This window comes from Shewanella sp. SM55 (genome assembly GCF_025654025.1).
Lineage (GTDB): Bacteria > Pseudomonadota > Gammaproteobacteria > Enterobacterales > Shewanellaceae > Shewanella > Shewanella oncorhynchi.
Window position 1 is genome coordinate 68,598 of sequence record NZ_JAKKRS010000021.1, and the last position, 17,350, is coordinate 85,947.

General features: G+C 46.3%; 13 protein-coding genes and 1 rRNA gene. 3 read left to right on the forward strand and 11 right to left on the reverse strand.

The window, feature by feature from the left end; genetic code table 11:
• Positions 1-17: 17 nt before the first annotated feature.
• From L5L91_RS21445 to L5L91_RS21460, 4 genes are read right to left on the reverse strand one after another with little or no spacing between them, the layout of a single operon-like run.
• Complete coding sequence (locus L5L91_RS21445) at positions 18-533, reverse strand: pilus assembly protein PilP (RefSeq protein WP_263237688.1); 516 nt, start codon at positions 531-533, stop codon at positions 18-20.
• A complete protein-coding gene (locus L5L91_RS21450) occupies positions 533-1,156 on the reverse strand; it encodes a type 4a pilus biogenesis protein PilO (protein ID WP_173496129.1) in 624 nt (207 codons plus the stop codon). The genes L5L91_RS21445 and L5L91_RS21450 overlap by 1 nt, the downstream gene beginning before the upstream one ends.
• Complete coding sequence (locus L5L91_RS21455; RefSeq protein ID WP_105250539.1) at positions 1,153-1,737, reverse strand: PilN domain-containing protein; 585 nt, start codon at positions 1,735-1,737, stop codon at positions 1,153-1,155. Before L5L91_RS21455 ends, L5L91_RS21450 begins: the two co-directional genes overlap by 4 nt.
• Complete coding sequence (locus L5L91_RS21460; protein WP_263140930.1) at positions 1,725-2,804, reverse strand: pilus assembly protein PilM; 1,080 nt, start codon at positions 2,802-2,804, stop codon at positions 1,725-1,727. The genes L5L91_RS21455 and L5L91_RS21460 overlap by 13 nt, the downstream gene beginning before the upstream one ends.
• A 188-nt stretch (positions 2,805-2,992) precedes the next feature.
• Between L5L91_RS21460 and L5L91_RS21465 the strand changes: the two genes are divergently transcribed.
• Positions 2,993-5,515, forward strand: coding sequence for a penicillin-binding protein 1A (locus L5L91_RS21465; protein ID WP_263237690.1), 2,523 nt, complete (start codon positions 2,993-2,995; stop codon positions 5,513-5,515).
• A gap of 100 nt (positions 5,516-5,615) precedes the next feature.
• On the opposite strand, the gene argH is transcribed toward L5L91_RS21465, so the two are convergent.
• The 5 genes from argH to argC all read right to left on the reverse strand — a co-directional run bounded on the left by argH (position 5,616) and on the right by argC (position 11,105).
• On the reverse strand, positions 5,616-6,983 hold the full coding sequence (gene argH, locus L5L91_RS21470; protein ID WP_263237692.1) for an argininosuccinate lyase: 1,368 nt from the start codon (positions 6,981-6,983) through the stop codon (positions 5,616-5,618).
• A gap of 108 nt (positions 6,984-7,091) precedes the next feature.
• Entirely contained in the window at positions 7,092-8,330 is a 1,239-nt protein-coding gene (locus tag L5L91_RS21475) for an argininosuccinate synthase (RefSeq protein WP_168826067.1), read from the reverse strand.
• A 59-nt stretch (positions 8,331-8,389) separates the two neighbouring features.
• Entirely contained in the window at positions 8,390-9,295 is a 906-nt protein-coding gene (locus L5L91_RS21480) for an ornithine carbamoyltransferase (RefSeq protein ID WP_263237693.1), read from the reverse strand.
• A gap of 12 nt (positions 9,296-9,307) precedes the next feature.
• On the reverse strand, positions 9,308-10,090 hold the full coding sequence (argB, locus tag L5L91_RS21485; protein WP_263237695.1) for an acetylglutamate kinase: 783 nt from the start codon (positions 10,088-10,090) through the stop codon (positions 9,308-9,310).
• A gap of 34 nt (positions 10,091-10,124) precedes the next feature.
• Entirely contained in the window at positions 10,125-11,105 is a 981-nt protein-coding gene (gene argC / locus L5L91_RS21490; protein ID WP_105250545.1) for an N-acetyl-gamma-glutamyl-phosphate reductase, read from the reverse strand.
• Between the two features lie 885 nt (positions 11,106-11,990).
• Here argC and ppc point away from each other — a divergent pair.
• A complete protein-coding gene (ppc, locus tag L5L91_RS21495; RefSeq protein ID WP_219251825.1) occupies positions 11,991-14,660 on the forward strand; it encodes a phosphoenolpyruvate carboxylase in 2,670 nt (889 codons plus the stop codon).
• On the forward strand, positions 14,660-15,205 hold the full coding sequence (locus tag L5L91_RS21500; protein WP_263237697.1) for a DUF1439 domain-containing protein: 546 nt from the start codon (positions 14,660-14,662) through the stop codon (positions 15,203-15,205). The genes ppc and L5L91_RS21500 overlap by 1 nt, the downstream gene beginning before the upstream one ends.
• A 91-nt stretch (positions 15,206-15,296) precedes the next feature.
• Here L5L91_RS21500 and L5L91_RS21505 read toward each other — a convergent pair whose 3' ends face one another.
• Both L5L91_RS21505 and rrf read right to left on the reverse strand, forming a co-directional pair.
• Entirely contained in the window at positions 15,297-16,571 is a 1,275-nt protein-coding gene (locus tag L5L91_RS21505) for a CinA family nicotinamide mononucleotide deamidase-related protein (RefSeq protein WP_263237698.1), read from the reverse strand.
• A gap of 531 nt (positions 16,572-17,102) precedes the next feature.
• Positions 17,103-17,218, reverse strand: a 5S ribosomal RNA gene (gene rrf / locus L5L91_RS21510).
• Positions 17,219-17,350: the final 132 nt, after the last annotated feature.

Here is a 17,350-nt window from a genome sequence, read left to right on the forward strand (position 1 = left end):
CCCTCATCCTTCGCTCGTTATTCTCCAGAAAGTTCTAGATTGCTCGTCCTTTCGGACCAACAACCTGAACCATCTGGAATTAATTCTACTACTTCGACATTTTGTGAAGTAACTTTAGAAATGCGTCCATTAAACAGACCTAAATACTCACCAACGCCCATCCGATAAACACTGCCGTCATTTGTTTCAACTAACGCCCAAGTTGTATCGGCTTCACTTAAGGTGCCACGCATTTTTAAATTATCTAAAGGATAAGTTTCTAATCGTCCTTTTCGACGCTTTAAGTCCGGTTGTAAACAATCTTTGCTGGTATCAACAACTTCTTCCGTTAACTCACGCGAAGGTGGTACAAAAGGGCTACGCATTAACTCGGCTTGATAGGCAAAGTGCTCAAATCTTGGCGGCTCTTTCAAGGGCGGGATATGAGCAACGTGTTGCGCTTTGGTTGTAGTAACAAATAGCTCTAAATCACTACGTTCGCCAACACAACCCATTAAAAAAAGACTCAAGGCTAACAAAGGTAAGAATTTCATTATTTCTTCCCCTTATTAGCAGGTTTTTCAGGCGGTAATTCAGCCCCTTCTTTAAAGCGGTATGTCTTGGCTAAGATATCCATTGCTAAGTTGCCGGCTTCATCTCGCTTAATGGTGAAATCATGGAGGCTAACGATACGCGGCAGCTTAGCGACACCACTCACCATACTACCTAGCTGATGGTAATCTCCCGTCACAGACATTTTAATTGGAAACTCAATATAGAAATCCCGCTGAATTTCGGCCTCCCAATTCAAGCTATTAATTTTGAGTCCTGCATCCGTTGCCACAAAAGTTAAATCGTCTAGCAAACCTGGCATTTCATTTTCAGAGGGCAGCATCTTCAGTAACTCTGCAAACTGTACTTCCATCGTCGCTAGCTGCTCTCGGTAGAGTTTTAAATTTGCCGCAAGTTGATACTTATTCTTGAAATCATCTCTGAGCTGCACTTCTTTATCTTGCTCTGCGGTATAAATATCTACCGAATCGGAGACGACCAAGAAATATCCCGCAGCAAAAACACAGAGTGCTAAAAGGATCGCGAAAAAGGTTTTAACTTGATTTGGCCAACCACCAATATTTTCAAAGTCGATATCATTAAATTGACTTAGATCGAGTTTCATTTACTCGCTCCTTTTGTCATTTTCTCAGGCTCATCTACACTCGCGCCTTTAATAGTGACTCTCAAACTAAAACGCTGTAATTGCCGTAACTCTTCATTTTGGGTCACGATCGATTGCATATTAGGATCGGTTAACCATTCGGATGTTTTCACTTTTCGCATCATGTTGGCGACGTTATTGTTCGATTCACTACGCCCTTCAATCAGCAACAAACTGCCCTTTTTCTCTAGACTAGACAGATATATTCCTGGAGGTACAATTCGAACAAGCTCATCTAACACGTGAGTAGGCAAATTACGGGATTGCTGTAGATTAAGAATAATTTCTGTACGCCGCTCAATATCTTTCTTACGTTCAGTAATTTTCTTGATCTCAGAAATTTGTGTTTCAAGCAGACTGATTTCCGATTGCAAATAAGCGTTACGTGCTTTTTGCTCATCGGTCATAACATCTAATAAAGATACTGCGACATAGACTAAAATCGCCGACGCTAAAAATACTGCCGCTAAAATACCAATATAGTCGCGCTTTTGTTTTTCTCTCGCCTCTTCTCGCCAAGGGAGTAGGTTTATGTTCGCCATTGACCGTAACTCCTCAATGCTAAGCCACAAGCAACCATATATTTGCTGATTGTAGGTTGCAGCGCACTTTTAACCGACTCATCGGCATGCAAACACCCTTGAAAAGGATCGGCGATAATAGTGTGAACACCCAATTCATTCGTCAGTAAATTAGCCATACCTTCTAATTTAGATGTCCCACCGCATAATACGAGATAATCGACTTTATCTTTACCGCTGGAAGTGCAATAAATCTGCAGCGTACGTTTTATTTGTTGTAATAGCTGAGTTTGAAAAGGTGACAAAACTTCAAACATATAATTTCGTGGTAAGTCGCCTTCAATCTTTGCTTTCTCAGCTTGATCATAAGACATGCCATAGAAGGATAATATTGACTGAGTAAATTGCTCACCACCGAAAGCTTGCTCACGAATAAAAGTCGTCTCACCCGATTCAACCACAGAGAAAGTCGTCATATTCGCGCCGATATCAACCATAGCGACGGCTTTATGTTTCGCTCCTTCTGGAAGCTGGGCCATAATTAGCTCGGCAGCTCGACCTAGAGCGTAACCTTCAACATCCACCACTTTAGCCTCAAGTTCAACGCTATCCAGCGCATCGACTCTGACATCAATATTATCAGTGCGGCATGCGCTCAACAGCACATCAACTTTAGTAGGATCGGTACTGTTTACGTTTAGCGTTTCAAAATCTATGCTAACTTCATCGAGTGAATACGGAATAAGGTTATCGGCTTCAATTTCTATCTGTGCCTCCATTTCTTCCTCACTAAGGGAGGCATCCATGTAGATCACTTTCGTCATCACAGCAGAACCCGAAACAGAAACAGCGGCATATTTAACGGATTTAGGCAGGCTACGTTTTATTTGCTTAAGGCATTCAACAACGGCATCAGCATCACGAATATCATGATCGTTAACGGCCCCCTTCTTAATGGGTACCGCGGCATGACTCAATATTTTGTATCCGTCAGCAGTCTTACTCAACAAAATGGCCTTAACTTCATGGGAACCGATATCGATTCCCACCATCTGCGGAGCCTGACGCTTCCATAAATTTGAAAGCATATCCATTGTCACTTTTTTATTTATATTTCAGTAAAAGAGATTAGCACAAAATCAACTTGTTATACTTACTTGTATCGAATGTTTCATCATTTTACAAATGCTATTTTATGAGTCTCACGTTTTTACTTCACCAAGACGTGTGCGCCTTATATACTGTCGCACTTAACAGAACATTAGGATAAATTTTGGTGAAGTGGTTAAAACGTATTGTTATAGCACTATTCAGTCTAGCCCTTTTGGGCGTAGGCGCCATTGTGGCAGCATACTTTTATGTTTTGCCGGATTTACCGGATGTTTCAACACTAAAAAATGTGCAACTTCAAACACCTTTACGTATTTACAGTAGTGACGGCAAACTTATTTCTCAATTCGGTGAGAAACGTCGCATTCCACTAACGTTAGACGAAGTGCCAAAACCTCTGCTACAGGCGTTTATCGCAACCGAAGATGCCCGCTTTTATGAACATGGTGGTATAGATCCTGTTGGCGTGCTTCGCGCCGCATTAGTGATGTTGACCACTGGCGAGAAAAAGCAAGGTGCGAGTACGATTACCATGCAGGTCGCACGTAACTTCTTCTTAACCCGAGATAAGACTATTATTCGTAAAGTGAAGGAGATTTTTATCTCCTATCATATTGAAGAGTTGCTCACCAAAGATGAAATTTTAGAGCTCTACGTAAACCGCATTTACTTAGGCCAACGGGCCTACGGTGTTGGGGCTGCTGCGCAAGTGTATTTCGGTAAAAACGTGCAGGAACTCAGCTTATCTGAACTGGCCGTTATTGCAGGCCTACCCAAGGCGCCCTCTACACTCAATCCAATCACGTCACCTTCGCGTGCATTGGCTCGCCGTAATGTCGTCCTCATGCGGATGAATGAAGTCGGCTACATCAGCCAAACCGAATACCAAACGGCACTACAAGAGCCATTGGTGGCCAGATATCATGGCGCTGAAATTGATCTGTATGCCCCTTACATTTCTGAAATGGCTCGGGATTACATGGTACAGAAGTACGGTGAAGAAGAGGCCTATACCAATGGCTACAACGTCTATACGACTATCTCATCGGATCTACAACTTAAAGCTCAACAGGCACTGCGTAATAACGTCTATGCCTATGATGAACGCCATGGCTACCGTGGTCCTGCTGCCGTGTTGTGGACGGACGAAAAACCTGAACCTGCTCAAATCAAAACTGAACTAGCCAAGATTGCTTCAGTACAAGAATTGCAACCCGCCGCAGTCATCAGCATTGCAGATCAGCAAGCCAGCATAATGACCGCCAAAGGCGAAACTAAAGTCATTACTTGGGATGGATTGAAGTGGGCACGTAAGTTTATTACTGATAAGCGTCAAGGTAGTGTACCGAAATCAGCTTCTGACATACTCAAGGTCGGCGAGCGTATTTGGATCCGTGATAACGGCCAATATTTGCAACTATCGCAAGTACCAGAAGTCGCCAGCGCAACAGTATCACTCGACCCCAAAAATGGTGCTATTCGCACTTTAGTTGGTGGTTATAGCTTTAGCCAAAGCCAATACAACCGAGTGACTCAAGCGAAGCGTCAATTAGGTTCGAATATAAAACCTTTCATCTATGCCGCAGCATTAGAGAAAGGCTTTACCTTAGCGACCCTCATAGACAATGCGCCAATTAATAAACCCGATATCAGCCAAGGCACAGCATGGCGCCCTAAAAACTCACCCGATATCTATGGCGGCCCCACTCGTTTACGTGTGGGTTTAGCGCAATCTATTAACGTTATGTCTGTGCGTGCAATGCGTCATGTCGGACTCGACGAAACCATTGCTCAACTCGTTGAATTTGGTTTTGATCCTAACGACTTACCTCGCAACGAATCGATTGCATTAGGTTCGTCTTCAGTCACGCCATTGCAAGTAGTTACTGCATTTAACGTATTTGCTAACGGCGGTTTCTTACTCGAACCTTTCTATATTGATCGCGTAGAAGATGCTTACGGCAATGTTATCGAAAAAGCGAACCCTACATTGGCCTGTAAGCCTAGCCAACCAGTTACACCGAGCGACTCTATAGCGTTCAGCGTAAGTGGAGACTCTGGTGCTGAGCGTAGTGCACCTGTTGCGCAGTGTTTCAATCAAACCGGTCGCTACGCTCCGCAAATTATTTCAGAGCAAACGGCATTCCTCATTACCGAAGCACTGAAGAGCGTGATCTGGGGTGGGGGCGATTGGAGTAAAGGCACGGGTTGGCAAGGTACGGCTTGGCGCGCGGCAAAATTGATTAAGCGCCATGATATTGCAGGTAAAACGGGTACAACCAACGAATCGCGCGACACTTGGTTCAGTGGTTTTAGCCCAGTCATCACTAGCACTTTCTGGGTCGGTTTCGACGATCACGGTCGCCAACTGGGCAGAACCGCATGGAATGCAAACGGCGAAAAAGATCAGATAACTGGCGCCGAAGCGGGAGCGAAAACAGCAGGTCCGGGCTGGAACGAGTTTATGAACAGTGTCTTACAAGGCACACCAGAGACAACCTCGATTCCGCCAGAAGGCATAGTTTCGGTACGCATCGATTTAGCGACGGGTAAACTTACCCGAAAAACCGACTATACCAGTGCGTTCGAGTACTTTATTTCAGGTACGGAGCCGAAGGAATACATCAGCGAAACTCAGGATGAAAACAATTTATTCATCGATGCACCAACCGATGATTTATTCCAATAAACAAATGCTAAAAAGTCATTACCACTAATTGTGGCCCAATAAAAACGCGACCTAATGTCGCGTTTTTTATTGGCTTGAATTGTGGATTTGAATAACTCGCTTAACGAACTTTCTTGGCCGCAATCGCCTGCTGAATTTGTGGCAATGCAGTACCACCGAGCACGTCGCGTTTCGCTAAACAAGCTTCAATAGTCAGGTTTGGATAGACATCATCTTCAATGATAGCGGCAAAAGTTTTTAATTCGGCCAAGGAGAAATCCTCGAGCGGAATTTGCTTCGCTATCGCGGCAACCACGACTTCACCCACAACATGGTGCGCCTCACGGAAAGGCATACCTTTAGACACGAGATAATCCGCAAGCTCAGTAGAATTTGCATAACCTTGCTGTGCGGCTAACAGTGCATTAGGGCGATTGACCTTCAAACCTGACAACACTAACGCCGCCATATCGAGGCAAATTGCCCAGCTATCGACCACATCAAACAGGCCTTCTTTATCTTCCTGCATATCTTTGTTGTACGCCAAAGGCAGTGCTTTCATCGTAGTGAGAATGCCCACTAAGCTGCCATAAACCCGACCAGTTTTGCCACGGATAAGCTCTAATGCGTCTGGATTTTTCTTCTGTGGCATCAGGGATGAACCCGAGGTCACTTCATCACTCAGGGAAATAAAGTTCGCTTCACCTGAGTTAAAGAAAATCAAATCTTCAGCCATACGGCTTAAGTGCATCATGCTGATCGATGCGGTTGAACAAAGCTCTACCACGTGATCTCTGTCTGATACGCTATCTAAGCTATTCAGCGTTGGCGAGGCAAAATTAAGCGCAGCAGCCAGTGCATGTCTATCTATTTTATAAGCAGTGCCCGCAAGGGCGCCTGAACCTAATGGGCAAGTATTCGCGCGGGTTAACGCATCGGCTAAACGGCTGATATCCCGCTCAGTCATTTCTACATAGGCTAAACACCAGTGGCCAAATGTCACAGGTTGAGCGCGCTGCAAGTGAGTGTAACCCGGCATTACCGCATCAAACTCACGTTCTGCCAACGCCAGTAATTCAGCATGTAAGCTGTGAAGGCGCGCGAGTAATGCTTTGCCTTCGGATTGACACCAAAGCTTTAAATCGGTGGCAACTTGATCGTTACGGCTACGGCCAGTGTGCAGTTTCTTACCGAGATCGCCCACTTTGGCAATCAAAGCCGACTCGACGAAACTGTGAATATCTTCGGCGCCCGAGGCGAGAATAATCGCTGGATCGCCCTGCACTTCCACCAGCAAGTCATTGAGTGCTTTTTTCAAGTCTCGGCATTCAGTTGCCGAGATAATTCCCACGCTGGCAATCGCATCCGCCCAAGCAATGGAGCCGACCACATCCTGTTCGAACAAGCGATAATCCACAGGCAACGAATCGTTGAATAATTTGAATAGCGCGCTCGTTTCGCCCTGAAATCTTCCACCCCATAAAGCCATGCTAACTCCCCTTACTCACTACTTATTTAAAATCGACTCATCTGAATCAAAAACTCAATCAAAACCTAAAAACAAAAAAGGGCGCTAGGCGCCCTTTTACACGACCTATTACTTACCCTTAACGTCATTAGCGTTGAGTGCGCGGATGCGGCTCGCTAATGAGTACAGGCGGATAAAGCCTTCTGCATGTTTTTGATCGTACACTTGATCTTCACCGAAAGTCGCAAACGCTTCAGAGTACAAGCTGTTAGGTGAACGTTTCTTCACTGCGCTCGCTTGGCCTTTGTAGAGTTTAACCACAACTTCACCGTTAACTGATTCAGCCAGTGACTCAGATGCTGCCAGCAATGACTTACACAGTGGCGTGAACCAACGGCCGTCATACACTAAATGCGCCATTTGTGCGGCAACTTGCTCACGCCAGTTACGGCTAGTCTTGTCGAGAACAAGCTCTTCAATTGCACGTAGTGCTGCGAACATCACAGTGCCGCCGGGTGTTTCATAACAGCCACGAGACTTCATGCCGACTAAACGGTTTTCAGTAATGTCGATACGACCCACACCGTGTGGCGCAGCAATGGCGTTTAATGTCATCAGCGCAGCATAAGGCGTTAGGGCTTCACCATTCACTTTAGTGATACGGCCATGCTCTACTTCTAGCGACACATATTCAGGCTTGTTCGGTGCATCTTCAGGATCGGCAGTCAGTGTCCATACGCCTTTGCTTGGCTCGTTCCATGGATCTTCTAACTCACCACCTTCATGGGATATATGGAAAGCGTTGGCATCACGGCTATAGATTTTAGTCGCTGACGCTGACGTCTTGATGTCACGTTCAGCTAAATAGGCCAGTAGATCTTCACGGCTCTGCATAGTCCATTCACGCCATGGGGCAATCACTTTTAAATCAGGTGCTAATGCGGCGAAGCAACCTTCGAAACGCACTTGGTCGTTACCTTTGCCGGTACAACCGTGACACAGAGCATCGGCGCCCACTTTACGAGCCACTTCAACCTGCGCTTTAGCAATGATAGGACGCGCCATTGACGTACCGAGTAAATAAGTGCCTTCGTAAATCGCACCGCTCGCAATCGTTGGGTAGATATAGTCTTTAACGAATTCTTCTTTTAGATCGACGATATGACATTCAGAAGCACCTGAAGCTAAAGCTTTTTCAGTCAAGCCAACCAGCTCTTCTTCGCCTTGGCCGACGTCGGCGCAGAATGCGATGATTTCGCAGTTATCGTAGTTTTCTTTTAACCAAGGAATAATGGCCGAGGTATCTAGACCACCTGAATAGGCTAAAACCACTTTTTTCACGCCAGTATTTTTTATCTCGATAGACATCTTAAATTCCTATGACTCGTTTCTCTCAAGGAGAAAACAGGCTGCTAAACAGGGTTAATTTAACTAAATAAGGTTACCAGTACCGCATTTTGGGCATGCATCCGATTTTCGGCTTGTTGCAGAATTAAGGATCCTGCACCGTCCATCACTTCATCTGTTACTTCTACACCACGGTGGGCGGGCAAACAATGCATAAAGAAGTTAGCGCCCGCTTTCGCCATCAAAGCTTTGTTTACTTGGTATGGTGCAAACTTCGCTTTGATATCCGATAAAGGCGTTGGATCGCCCATTGAAATCCAAGTATCAGTATAAATAGCGTCGTGACCTTCAATCGCATCGATATCTGAAGTCAGCACTAACTTGCCGCCATATCGTTTGGCGAGCTCTTGCACTTCTGCCACTACGTAGCCATCAGGAAAGTGACCCGCTGGGCAGATCACTGTCATGGTGGCACCGAGAATAGCCGCACAGTACATCAGCGAGTTAGTGACATTATTACCATCACCAACATAAGCTAATTTAGCTTTACTGACATCCTCAAACTGCTCTGCCAGTGTTAAAAAGTCAGCTAAGGCTTGGCAAGGATGATAAAGATCCGACAGCGCATTGATCACGGGCACTGAGCCGAACTCGGCTAATTGTTCGATAGTGGTGTGTGAATAGGTTCTCGCCACAATTGCGTCGGCCCAACATGACAGGTTAGAAGCAAAGTCAGCAACCGATTCCCGTTTTCCCAGTTCACCATTTTGCTGGTCTAGGTATAAACAGTGGCCACCGAGCTTATTAATACCGATATCAAAGCTAACGCGTGTTCTGAGTGAGGGCTTTTCAAATAACATCACCACACTCTTGCCATCCAGCGCATGACGATACTCAGCCGGATTGGCTTTGATCGTTTTTGCCAAGGCAATTAGATCCTGTAACTGCTGCTGGGTTAAGTCTTTTATCGATAGTAAATGCTTCATAACCTACTCCACTTATGGTTGGATTTGTGTTCCTACGGCTTCACCTTTTGCTAATGCGATTAATTGGCTTGCATCACGCCACGAGGCAACTTGTACCGCCTGCCCCATCCACTGTGCTACTTCGAGCGCAGCTTCAACTTTGACCTTCATTCCCTTTTCGATCACACCTTGCTTAACAAGGTCTGCTATCTGCTTGCCATTTAAACTATGGATGAGCTGGCCTTTACCATCGAGCACCCCAGAAACATCCGACAGTAGCACTAACTTGCCGCCCACTAATTTGGCTAATGCCGTTGCCGCTTGGTCTGCATTGACGTTAAGCATTTGGCCATCGTCCATCATGGCGATGGAGCTACAAATCGGCATCCAACCTTGGGCGAGGATAAACTTAAGATAAGTGCCATCGTTTGGCGTGACTTCGCCCACTAGGCCTAAACGCTCATCTTTAATCTTAGCCGAAACAGTATTACCATCGGCAAGGCTCATGCCCACACTCACAATGCCAGCCTTAGTCGCTGCGCCTTGAAGGATTTTGTTCGAAGTGCCCGCCAATGCGCCGGCAATAATCGGCATTTGCTCAGGCGGAGTCACACGTAAACCTTCTAACTTGACGGTCTCCATACCATTAGCCGCTAACTGCTCATCCACCAGACAACCGCCGCCATGTACCATCAACACTTTCTGACCATTGGCTAACATAGCCGCAGCCGTATCCATCAATCGCGCCATCCCCATTTCACATTGCAGCAGCGCGCCGCCCACTTTAAGCACTAATACTGAGTTGTTTGTAGACATCTTGACGACTCTCTTAAATAAGGATGAACAATTATTAAAGGTTAAAATGAATCTTTATGCATTGCAGCGCTTGGCTGGCAGCACCTTTCATCAAGTTATCGATGGCACTGGCTACCACTAAGTAACCGCTATTCTCATCAAACTTCCAACCTAAGTGACAGTTAGGTGTCAGCACCACATCGTCTACTTTCGGGAACTGATTGTGCTTCACGGTGACCAATGGCGCCTTGTCATACACGCTATAGGCCGCTGCCACATCGGCAGTCGTAGTGCCTGGTTTTAGCTGCACGGTAATGGTCGCTAAAATGCCACGCTTAAAGTTGCCAAGGTGCGGGGTAAATATCACTTCTTGGCCAAGCTGAGTGGCGATCTCGGGTTGATGTCTGTGGCCTAATACGCCGTAAGGTGTCAGGCTCACTTCACAAAAACTGGTGTGTAACTGCGCTTTACGGCCCGCCCCTGTTACGCCGCTCACGGCATTGATAACCGGATAAGCCGATGTCAGTAAACTCGCTAGCGGTTTTAACGCTGTCAATGATGCGGTCGGGTAACAACCTGGCACGGCAATCATCTTAGTCGCAGCGATTTCTTTAGCATTCCATTCGGCAAGGCCATACACGGCTTTGGCTAAAACTTCAGGATATTCATGCTCAAAGCCATACCACTTCGGATATTGCGCCACATCGCTAAAACGATAAGCACCGCTTAAATCGAATACCGCTAACCCTTGGCTATAAAACCAAGCCGCTAAATGCAGGCTCACCGAGTGCTCAGTCGCTAACACCACGGCATCGGCTTCGGCAACGATTTTTGCCTTAGCTTCATCGGACAATGGCGACAGCGTTAATGCGATATGGCTATAGCTAGGATACAAATCCGCTAAAGGCTTACCTTTATCTAAACTGTTTTCAGAAACATACAACCCTTGAATCGTCAGTTCTGCTTCTGCATGGATTAAAGCGGTCAGTTGCGCGCCTGTGTAACCACTGGCACCAATAATGGCGATATTTTTCATGTTTTTTGTCTTATTAACCGAATCAAAGAAACTTAAAGAGTAGATGAATAGCTTACACGCAACCGCGCATATCTATGATGACGAGACTATCGTCGCAGGAAATCGTAATAGGTTGTTATTTTATTCACTGTCAGGCTAATACTGTGCATCATGATATTCACTCTACAGGTCACAGGGGGTGACTCATCTCAACTGATGGCTAGACTACCACAAAGATCTACTTATGCAATATATGTGAATATATATTTTTAATTTATTTTCATCTTTTAAGCTCAAATTAGGATATCGAAGACACAGTTCCCATTCAGCTAACTCGTTAATAACACAGTTATCCAGGGTCAACATGAGTCAAAATCAGTCCTTTTCATTAACAGCTAAGATACATGTCTGCAAAGCATAAAATGATGCACTTCATATTCACTTGCACTAATCATCAAAAAATATTGCGTGACTTCGCATTTCTATTGAATATTCTTCATCAAATACCGTGATTGGTTGCATATCGGATAAGCCAGTCGTATAAGTTATAAGTTCTGCTGTTGACCATAGCCCCAAGTGATAGGTATTGTGCTAACGGGCTATATACCCAAGCTACCTGAAGATACGAGTTTCAGAGCGCCTAGGGTGCTTCAATTCAAGGCGCATCAATGAAAGAATGTCGGCCACCTTTTAAATTGATGCAACACGGAAGTGGAGTGCCCTAGGTGCTCCGTCCCGGCGGGTTTTAACGCACTTTATGCTGCGTTGGTTATTTTTAACTTAGCCCGCTAGGCCTGCAAATAACTGCCTTGCCTAAAGTGCGTTAAACTCCCGCTGAATCCTGCATCTTCAGGTTGTTTGGGTATATACAAAGCGAATTTTCATGTTTTTCTATTCGGAGTAACTATGTCAGTAACCATGGCAGACAATATGACAGATATGTATGCGTCATTAAGATCGAACGTGAGTATGTTAGGCCAAATCCTTGGCGATACTATGCGTACCCATCTTGGGGACTCTTTTCTTGAGAAGGTTGAACAGATCCGTAAGCTTGCCAAAGACTCACGCCGAGGCGACCAAGCCGCCAGAGAGCAAATGCTCGAGTTACTGACAGCTTTGCCAGACGAAGAATTAGTCCCTTTTGCAAAAGCTTTTAACCAATTTCTTAACTTAGCTAACTTATCCGAGCAATTTCATACTATCAGTCGTAATTGTGACGAACTTGTCTGCGTGCCAGACCCAGTGGAACAACTCCTAGGACGCATGCTCAATGGTCGTGTCGACCAAGCTAAAATGCTCGACTGTCTAAAAACACTGGATATTGATCTGGTGCTAACAGCGCACCCCACTGAAATTTCCCGTCGCACTCTGATCCAAAAATACGCCGCCATTGTCGACTGCTTAACAGAGCAAGAAAACGACCAACTGTCGGATAGAGAACGTCAACAGATCAACCTGCGCCTGCGCCAATTAATCGCGCAAATATGGCACACCAATGAGATCCGCCGCGAGCGCCCAACTCCAGTAGATGAGGCTCGCTGGGGATTATCCACCATTGAAGAGTCACTCTGGCATGCGGTGCCTGACTTCTTAAGACAACTTAACGATCGGGTGCAGCAACGCACAGGGCAGCAATTACCGATTGATATAGCGCCAGTGCGCTTTTCAAGCTGGATGGGCGGCGATCGCGACGGCAACCCCTTTGTTACCGCGAAGGTCACCCAAGAGGTGCTCGATCGCAACCGCCATGCCGCCGCCAGATTATTCTTAAAAGATATCGTGCTGCTGGTCGGCGAACTGTCGATGGAAGAAGCCAATGATGAGTTAAAGGCTTATACCAATAACAGCTGCGAACCTTACCGCCACGTGCTGCGATCTATTCGTCAAAGACTGCGTGACACCATAGATTATTTAAATGCGCGCATCGAAGGCCACAATCCTGAAGTCGATAAGTCGAGCCTGATTTGGCAAGAAAGCGATCTCAAAGCACCGTTAGAAATGCTCTATAAGAGTTTGACCGACTGCGGTATGCGCTTAATTGCCAACGGTTTATTGCTCGACATTCTCCGCCGTCTCGCCTGCTTTGGCATTCATATGCTCAGGCTCGACATTCGCCAAGACGCCAGCCGTCACAGCGATGTGCTCGCCGAGTTAACTCGCTATCTCGGCATGGGTGATTTCAACCATTGGGATGAAACCGAGAAGCAAGCCTTCTTATTACGCGAACTCAGCAACCGTCGTCCACTGATCCCAAGTAACTGGCAACCCTCGGCCGATGTGGCCGAAGTGCTTAATACCTGTCGTTTGATTGCTAAACATCCGGCTAAAGCACTCGGATCCTATGTGATTTCGATGGCGGGTAAACCATCGGATGTCTTAACGGTTTTACTGCTACTCAAAGAAACGGGCTGTTCGCACCCAATGCGTGTGGTACCGCTGTTTGAAACCTTAAGTGACTTAAACAACGCCGCGGCCTGTATTACCGATTTGCTCGATATCGACTGGTATCGTGGCTATACCAAAGGCATGCAAGAGGTCATGATTGGTTACTCTGACTCTGCCAAAGATGCTGGTGTCATGGCGGCGGCTTGGGCTCAGTATTACGCCCAAGAGCAGTTAGTGGCGGTCTGTAAACAAGCAGGCGTCAAGCTTACGCTATTCCATGGCCGTGGTGGCAGCATTGGTCGCGGGGGTGGTCCTGCACACAAGGCGATCCTATCGCAACCACCAGGTTCAGTAGATGGCCGCATTCGTGTGACTGAGCAGGGCGAAATGATCCGCTTCAAGTTTGGCTTGCCAAAACTCGCGGTTCAAAGCTTGGCCCTGTATACCTCTGCCGTATTGGAAGCAACCCTATTACCACCGCCAGAGCCGAAGCAAGAATGGCGCAATTGCATGCAACGTATCGCTGAAGAATCAGTGGGTGCTTACCGTGGCATAGTGCGTGATGAACCTGATTTTGTGGCTTATTTCCGCGCGGCAACGCCAGAAGTGGAATTAGGAAAACTACCACTCGGCAGCCGTCCAGCCAAACGTCGTGTCGATGGTGGAATTGAAAGCCTGCGGGCCATTCCGTGGATTTTTGCTTGGTCGCAAAACCGCTTGATGTTACCTGCATGGCTCGGCGCAGGTGAAGCACTACAAGCCGCCAGTGAACGCGGTGAAATGGGTTTACTGCAAGACATGGAGCGGGAATGGCCCTTCTTCAGCACTCGCATTTCAATGCTGGAAATGGTCTACGCCAAGGCGGAACCTAATTTGGCCCGCTACTACGAAACCTGTTTAGTACCTAAGGAATTGCATCACTTAGGCGAAACCTTGCGCCAACGCTTAGATCTGGGCATTAAAGTCGTGCTTGAGCTGACAAAATCGGATAGTTTAATGGCGCATACACCGTGGAATCGCGAATCAGTTAAACTGCGAAATCCGTATATCGATCCATTAAACTTCTTACAAACCGAGCTATTAGCGCGGACACGTAAGGAAACAACCGAAACTCCTGCATCTGAACATGTGCAATTAGCGCTAATGCTGACTATTGCAGGTGTGGCCGCGGGTATGAGAAACACTGGTTAATGAAAAAACTTTCCCGCACGATTTGCTTGGGAGTAACTGTACTGCTTGGCGGCTGCGTCTCGCAGTACAGTATCAGCGAGCACGAAATGGAGCAGTACCTCAGTAAAGAGATCCATTTTGAGATTAAACAAGGCAATCAATTAGTTGGCGCAGAAGTACGCATTAACGACATCAGTGTCAAGCTAGGTGCAAAACCTGACACTATGAGCGTAAGTGCCGCAACTCAAGTATCAATTAAGAATCCGATCTTTCCATTGAGTGCCAAACTCACGACGACTTTCGAAGCCAAGCCTTGGTATGACAGCGCAACGCACAGTGTCTATCTGCGCCAACTCGAATTAGTCAAAGTGGAATCAACGCCCAAGGATATTGAAAAAGCGATTAGCAGTGCCACGCCGCAGGTGATGGGTTATCTAAGGCAATTCTTAGAAAACCAGCCTGTGTATGTGCTGGATACCAAGGACAGTAACCAAGCACTGATGGCAAAAATGACCGAAAGCATTCAAGTTGCCCCAGGTAAATTAGTACTTAAGTTCACTAAATAATCTGCCATTTTTGTATCTCTGTAGAAGTTAAAATGCTCCCTCGGGAGCATTTTTGTTGGCGGGTTTAAACTGGTATATGCCCGTATAAGAGTTACTTACTGAATCGCCCAATCGACTGATAATCGACGATCACAGCTTCAGCTAAAAGCTCACGTCTTAGCATATCGTAAGCCACTGCAGCACTTAAACTGCGTACCAGATCCCGTGAACGTCTCGGTAGTTTAATCATTTGACTATAAACACCGCCGCGAGTTGCTAAAGCGATCGCCACAGTCCCCACAGGTTTCTCATCTGTGCCACCATCGGGCCCCGCAATTCCACTGGTTGCCAGCGCATAATCACTGTCTAAAATTTGCCTTGCCCCCTTAGCCATTTCTTCCACAGTTGCAATGGAGACTGCACCATGATCATCTAAGGTTGAAGGATTAACACCTAACACACGCACTTTAGATTCATTACTGTAAGTCACTAATCCGTGCTGTAAGTAAGATGAACTGCCTGGGAAATCAACTAACTGGCTAGTGATCATGCCGCCAGTGCAAGACTCGGCAACGCTTAAGGTCAAGCCTGAGTTAAGTAGCTTATAATGAATTTCTTCGGCAAGAGTGGCTTTATCTTCCGCGACAACCGCAGTACCCAGCACCATTTTGATGTGCCCAGCGACGCGAGGTAATACTGCAATCGCTTTATCGCCACGGGCGAAAATCTTAATCTCAATATGCGGCATAGAAGAGCGGTAACCAATAGTAATGCCTTCTGGCAGCTCTAGCGGTTCTAACTTATCTGCCAAAGCGGACTCACCTTGACCTATGGTCAATAGTTTCTTTAAGGCGACCTTAGCATCAAGGTTAAACTCTTCGCGAATAAAGGGCACAAACTGCTCTGTAACCATGTGCTTCAGCTCAAAAGGCACACCAGGCGTAAAGAATAACCAAGCGCGGTTAAGCTTAACTCTAAAACCACAAGCGGTTCCCACTGGGTTATCAACCATCACAGCTGAGGCTGGCAGCATAGCTTGCTTGAGATTACTTAAAGGCATTTCACGGTTATTACGGGTAAACCACTCCTCTAAACGCTCACGCCACTCCGCATTCTCAACCAATGGTTCGCCCTTTGCCTTAGCCATCGCTAAAGCAGACATATCATCACTCGTCGGCCCGAGACCACCATTAACGAGAATCACATCGGCATGTAGGCTACGTTCTTGGAAAACCGCAATCAGATCCTCGAGGCGATCGCCGACGGTCACTCGACGCTGGATCTCGACACCATGCTCCATCATAGTACTGGCAAACCAAGCGGCGTTGGTATCAACAATCTGTCCCGCCAACACCTCTTCCCCAGTGCAAATCATCTCTAACTTCATCTCAGATCCTTATCTACCCCAATAAATTAAAACATAAGGTAAGTAACCGCTTAACTAATAGCAATAGCTAGGCTCGATCGAGAACTAAGATCGCTGTAGCAAAATCGGAGCATTGACAAAATAATCGAACAAATAATCGACAACTATTACTTATTATTGGTGTCGTGGAAGGTAAAAAGGGATTATCGAGAGAAAAAGGAGGAAAACTGACTAATTGAATAGAAACAAGGCTGGATTTAACAAATTGCGGACGCAAAAAAGCCAGCTTATTCAGCTGGCTTCGTTGCATCTCAATGAGATAATTAGGCGCTTGGCGATGACCTACTTTCTTTCATCCCCGAAGGGGATACATGGGGGCGAGTCATCATTGCCTAAAATGCGCAGCATTTTGATGATGTGTCGCGCGAAGCAATGTATTGCGCAGCTGGGGAGTCCGCTCAGCGGCGGGTTGACATCGAGCTAAGTTATCGCGAAGCGTATAAACACCAAAGCCCTAGCGGTTTAGGCTAGGGCTTTGGTGTTTATTTGGATGCTTGGCGATGACCTACTCTCACATGGGGAGACCCCACACTACCATCGGCGCGTTTGCGTTTCACTTCTGAGTTCGGGATGGGATCAGGTGGTTCCACAAGGCTATTGTCACCAAGCAAATTCTGTTTATTACCGTGTCCATCTCTGGACCACGTTAATAATAATTCGGAAAGCTGATTTGCTTTGTTTGAGTCCACACTTCATTAAGTGTTTATATTCTGTCTAAGTTCGCTTAGCAAAACCCATCT

Excerpts from the sequence above, each read along its gene's own strand:
- L5L91_RS21445 (WP_263237688.1), bottom strand. The coding sequence starts at position 533 with ATGAAATTCTTACCTTTGTTAGCCTTGAGTCTTTTTTTAATGGGTTGT.
- L5L91_RS21450 (WP_173496129.1), bottom strand. The coding sequence starts at position 1,156 with ATGAAACTCGATCTAAGTCAATTTAATGATATCGACTTTGAAAATATT.
- L5L91_RS21455 (WP_105250539.1), bottom strand. The coding sequence starts at position 1,737 with ATGGCGAACATAAACCTACTCCCTTGGCGAGAAGAGGCGAGAGAAAAA.
- L5L91_RS21460 (WP_263140930.1), bottom strand. The coding sequence starts at position 2,804 with ATGCTTTCAAATTTATGGAAGCGTCAGGCTCCGCAGATGGTGGGAATC.
- argH (WP_263237692.1), bottom strand. The coding sequence starts at position 6,983 with ATGGCTTTATGGGGTGGAAGATTTCAGGGCGAAACGAGCGCGCTATTC.
- L5L91_RS21475 (WP_168826067.1), bottom strand. The coding sequence starts at position 8,330 with ATGTCTATCGAGATAAAAAATACTGGCGTGAAAAAAGTGGTTTTAGCC.
- L5L91_RS21480 (WP_263237693.1), bottom strand. The coding sequence starts at position 9,295 with ATGAAGCATTTACTATCGATAAAAGACTTAACCCAGCAGCAGTTACAG.
- argB (WP_263237695.1), bottom strand. The coding sequence starts at position 10,090 with ATGTCTACAAACAACTCAGTATTAGTGCTTAAAGTGGGCGGCGCGCTG.
- argC (WP_105250545.1), bottom strand. The coding sequence starts at position 11,105 with ATGAAAAATATCGCCATTATTGGTGCCAGTGGTTACACAGGCGCGCAA.
- ppc (WP_219251825.1), top strand. The coding sequence starts at position 11,991 with ATGTCAGTAACCATGGCAGACAATATGACAGATATGTATGCGTCATTA.
- L5L91_RS21500 (WP_263237697.1), top strand. The coding sequence starts at position 14,660 with ATGAAAAAACTTTCCCGCACGATTTGCTTGGGAGTAACTGTACTGCTT.
- L5L91_RS21505 (WP_263237698.1), bottom strand. The coding sequence starts at position 16,571 with ATGAAGTTAGAGATGATTTGCACTGGGGAAGAGGTGTTGGCGGGACAG.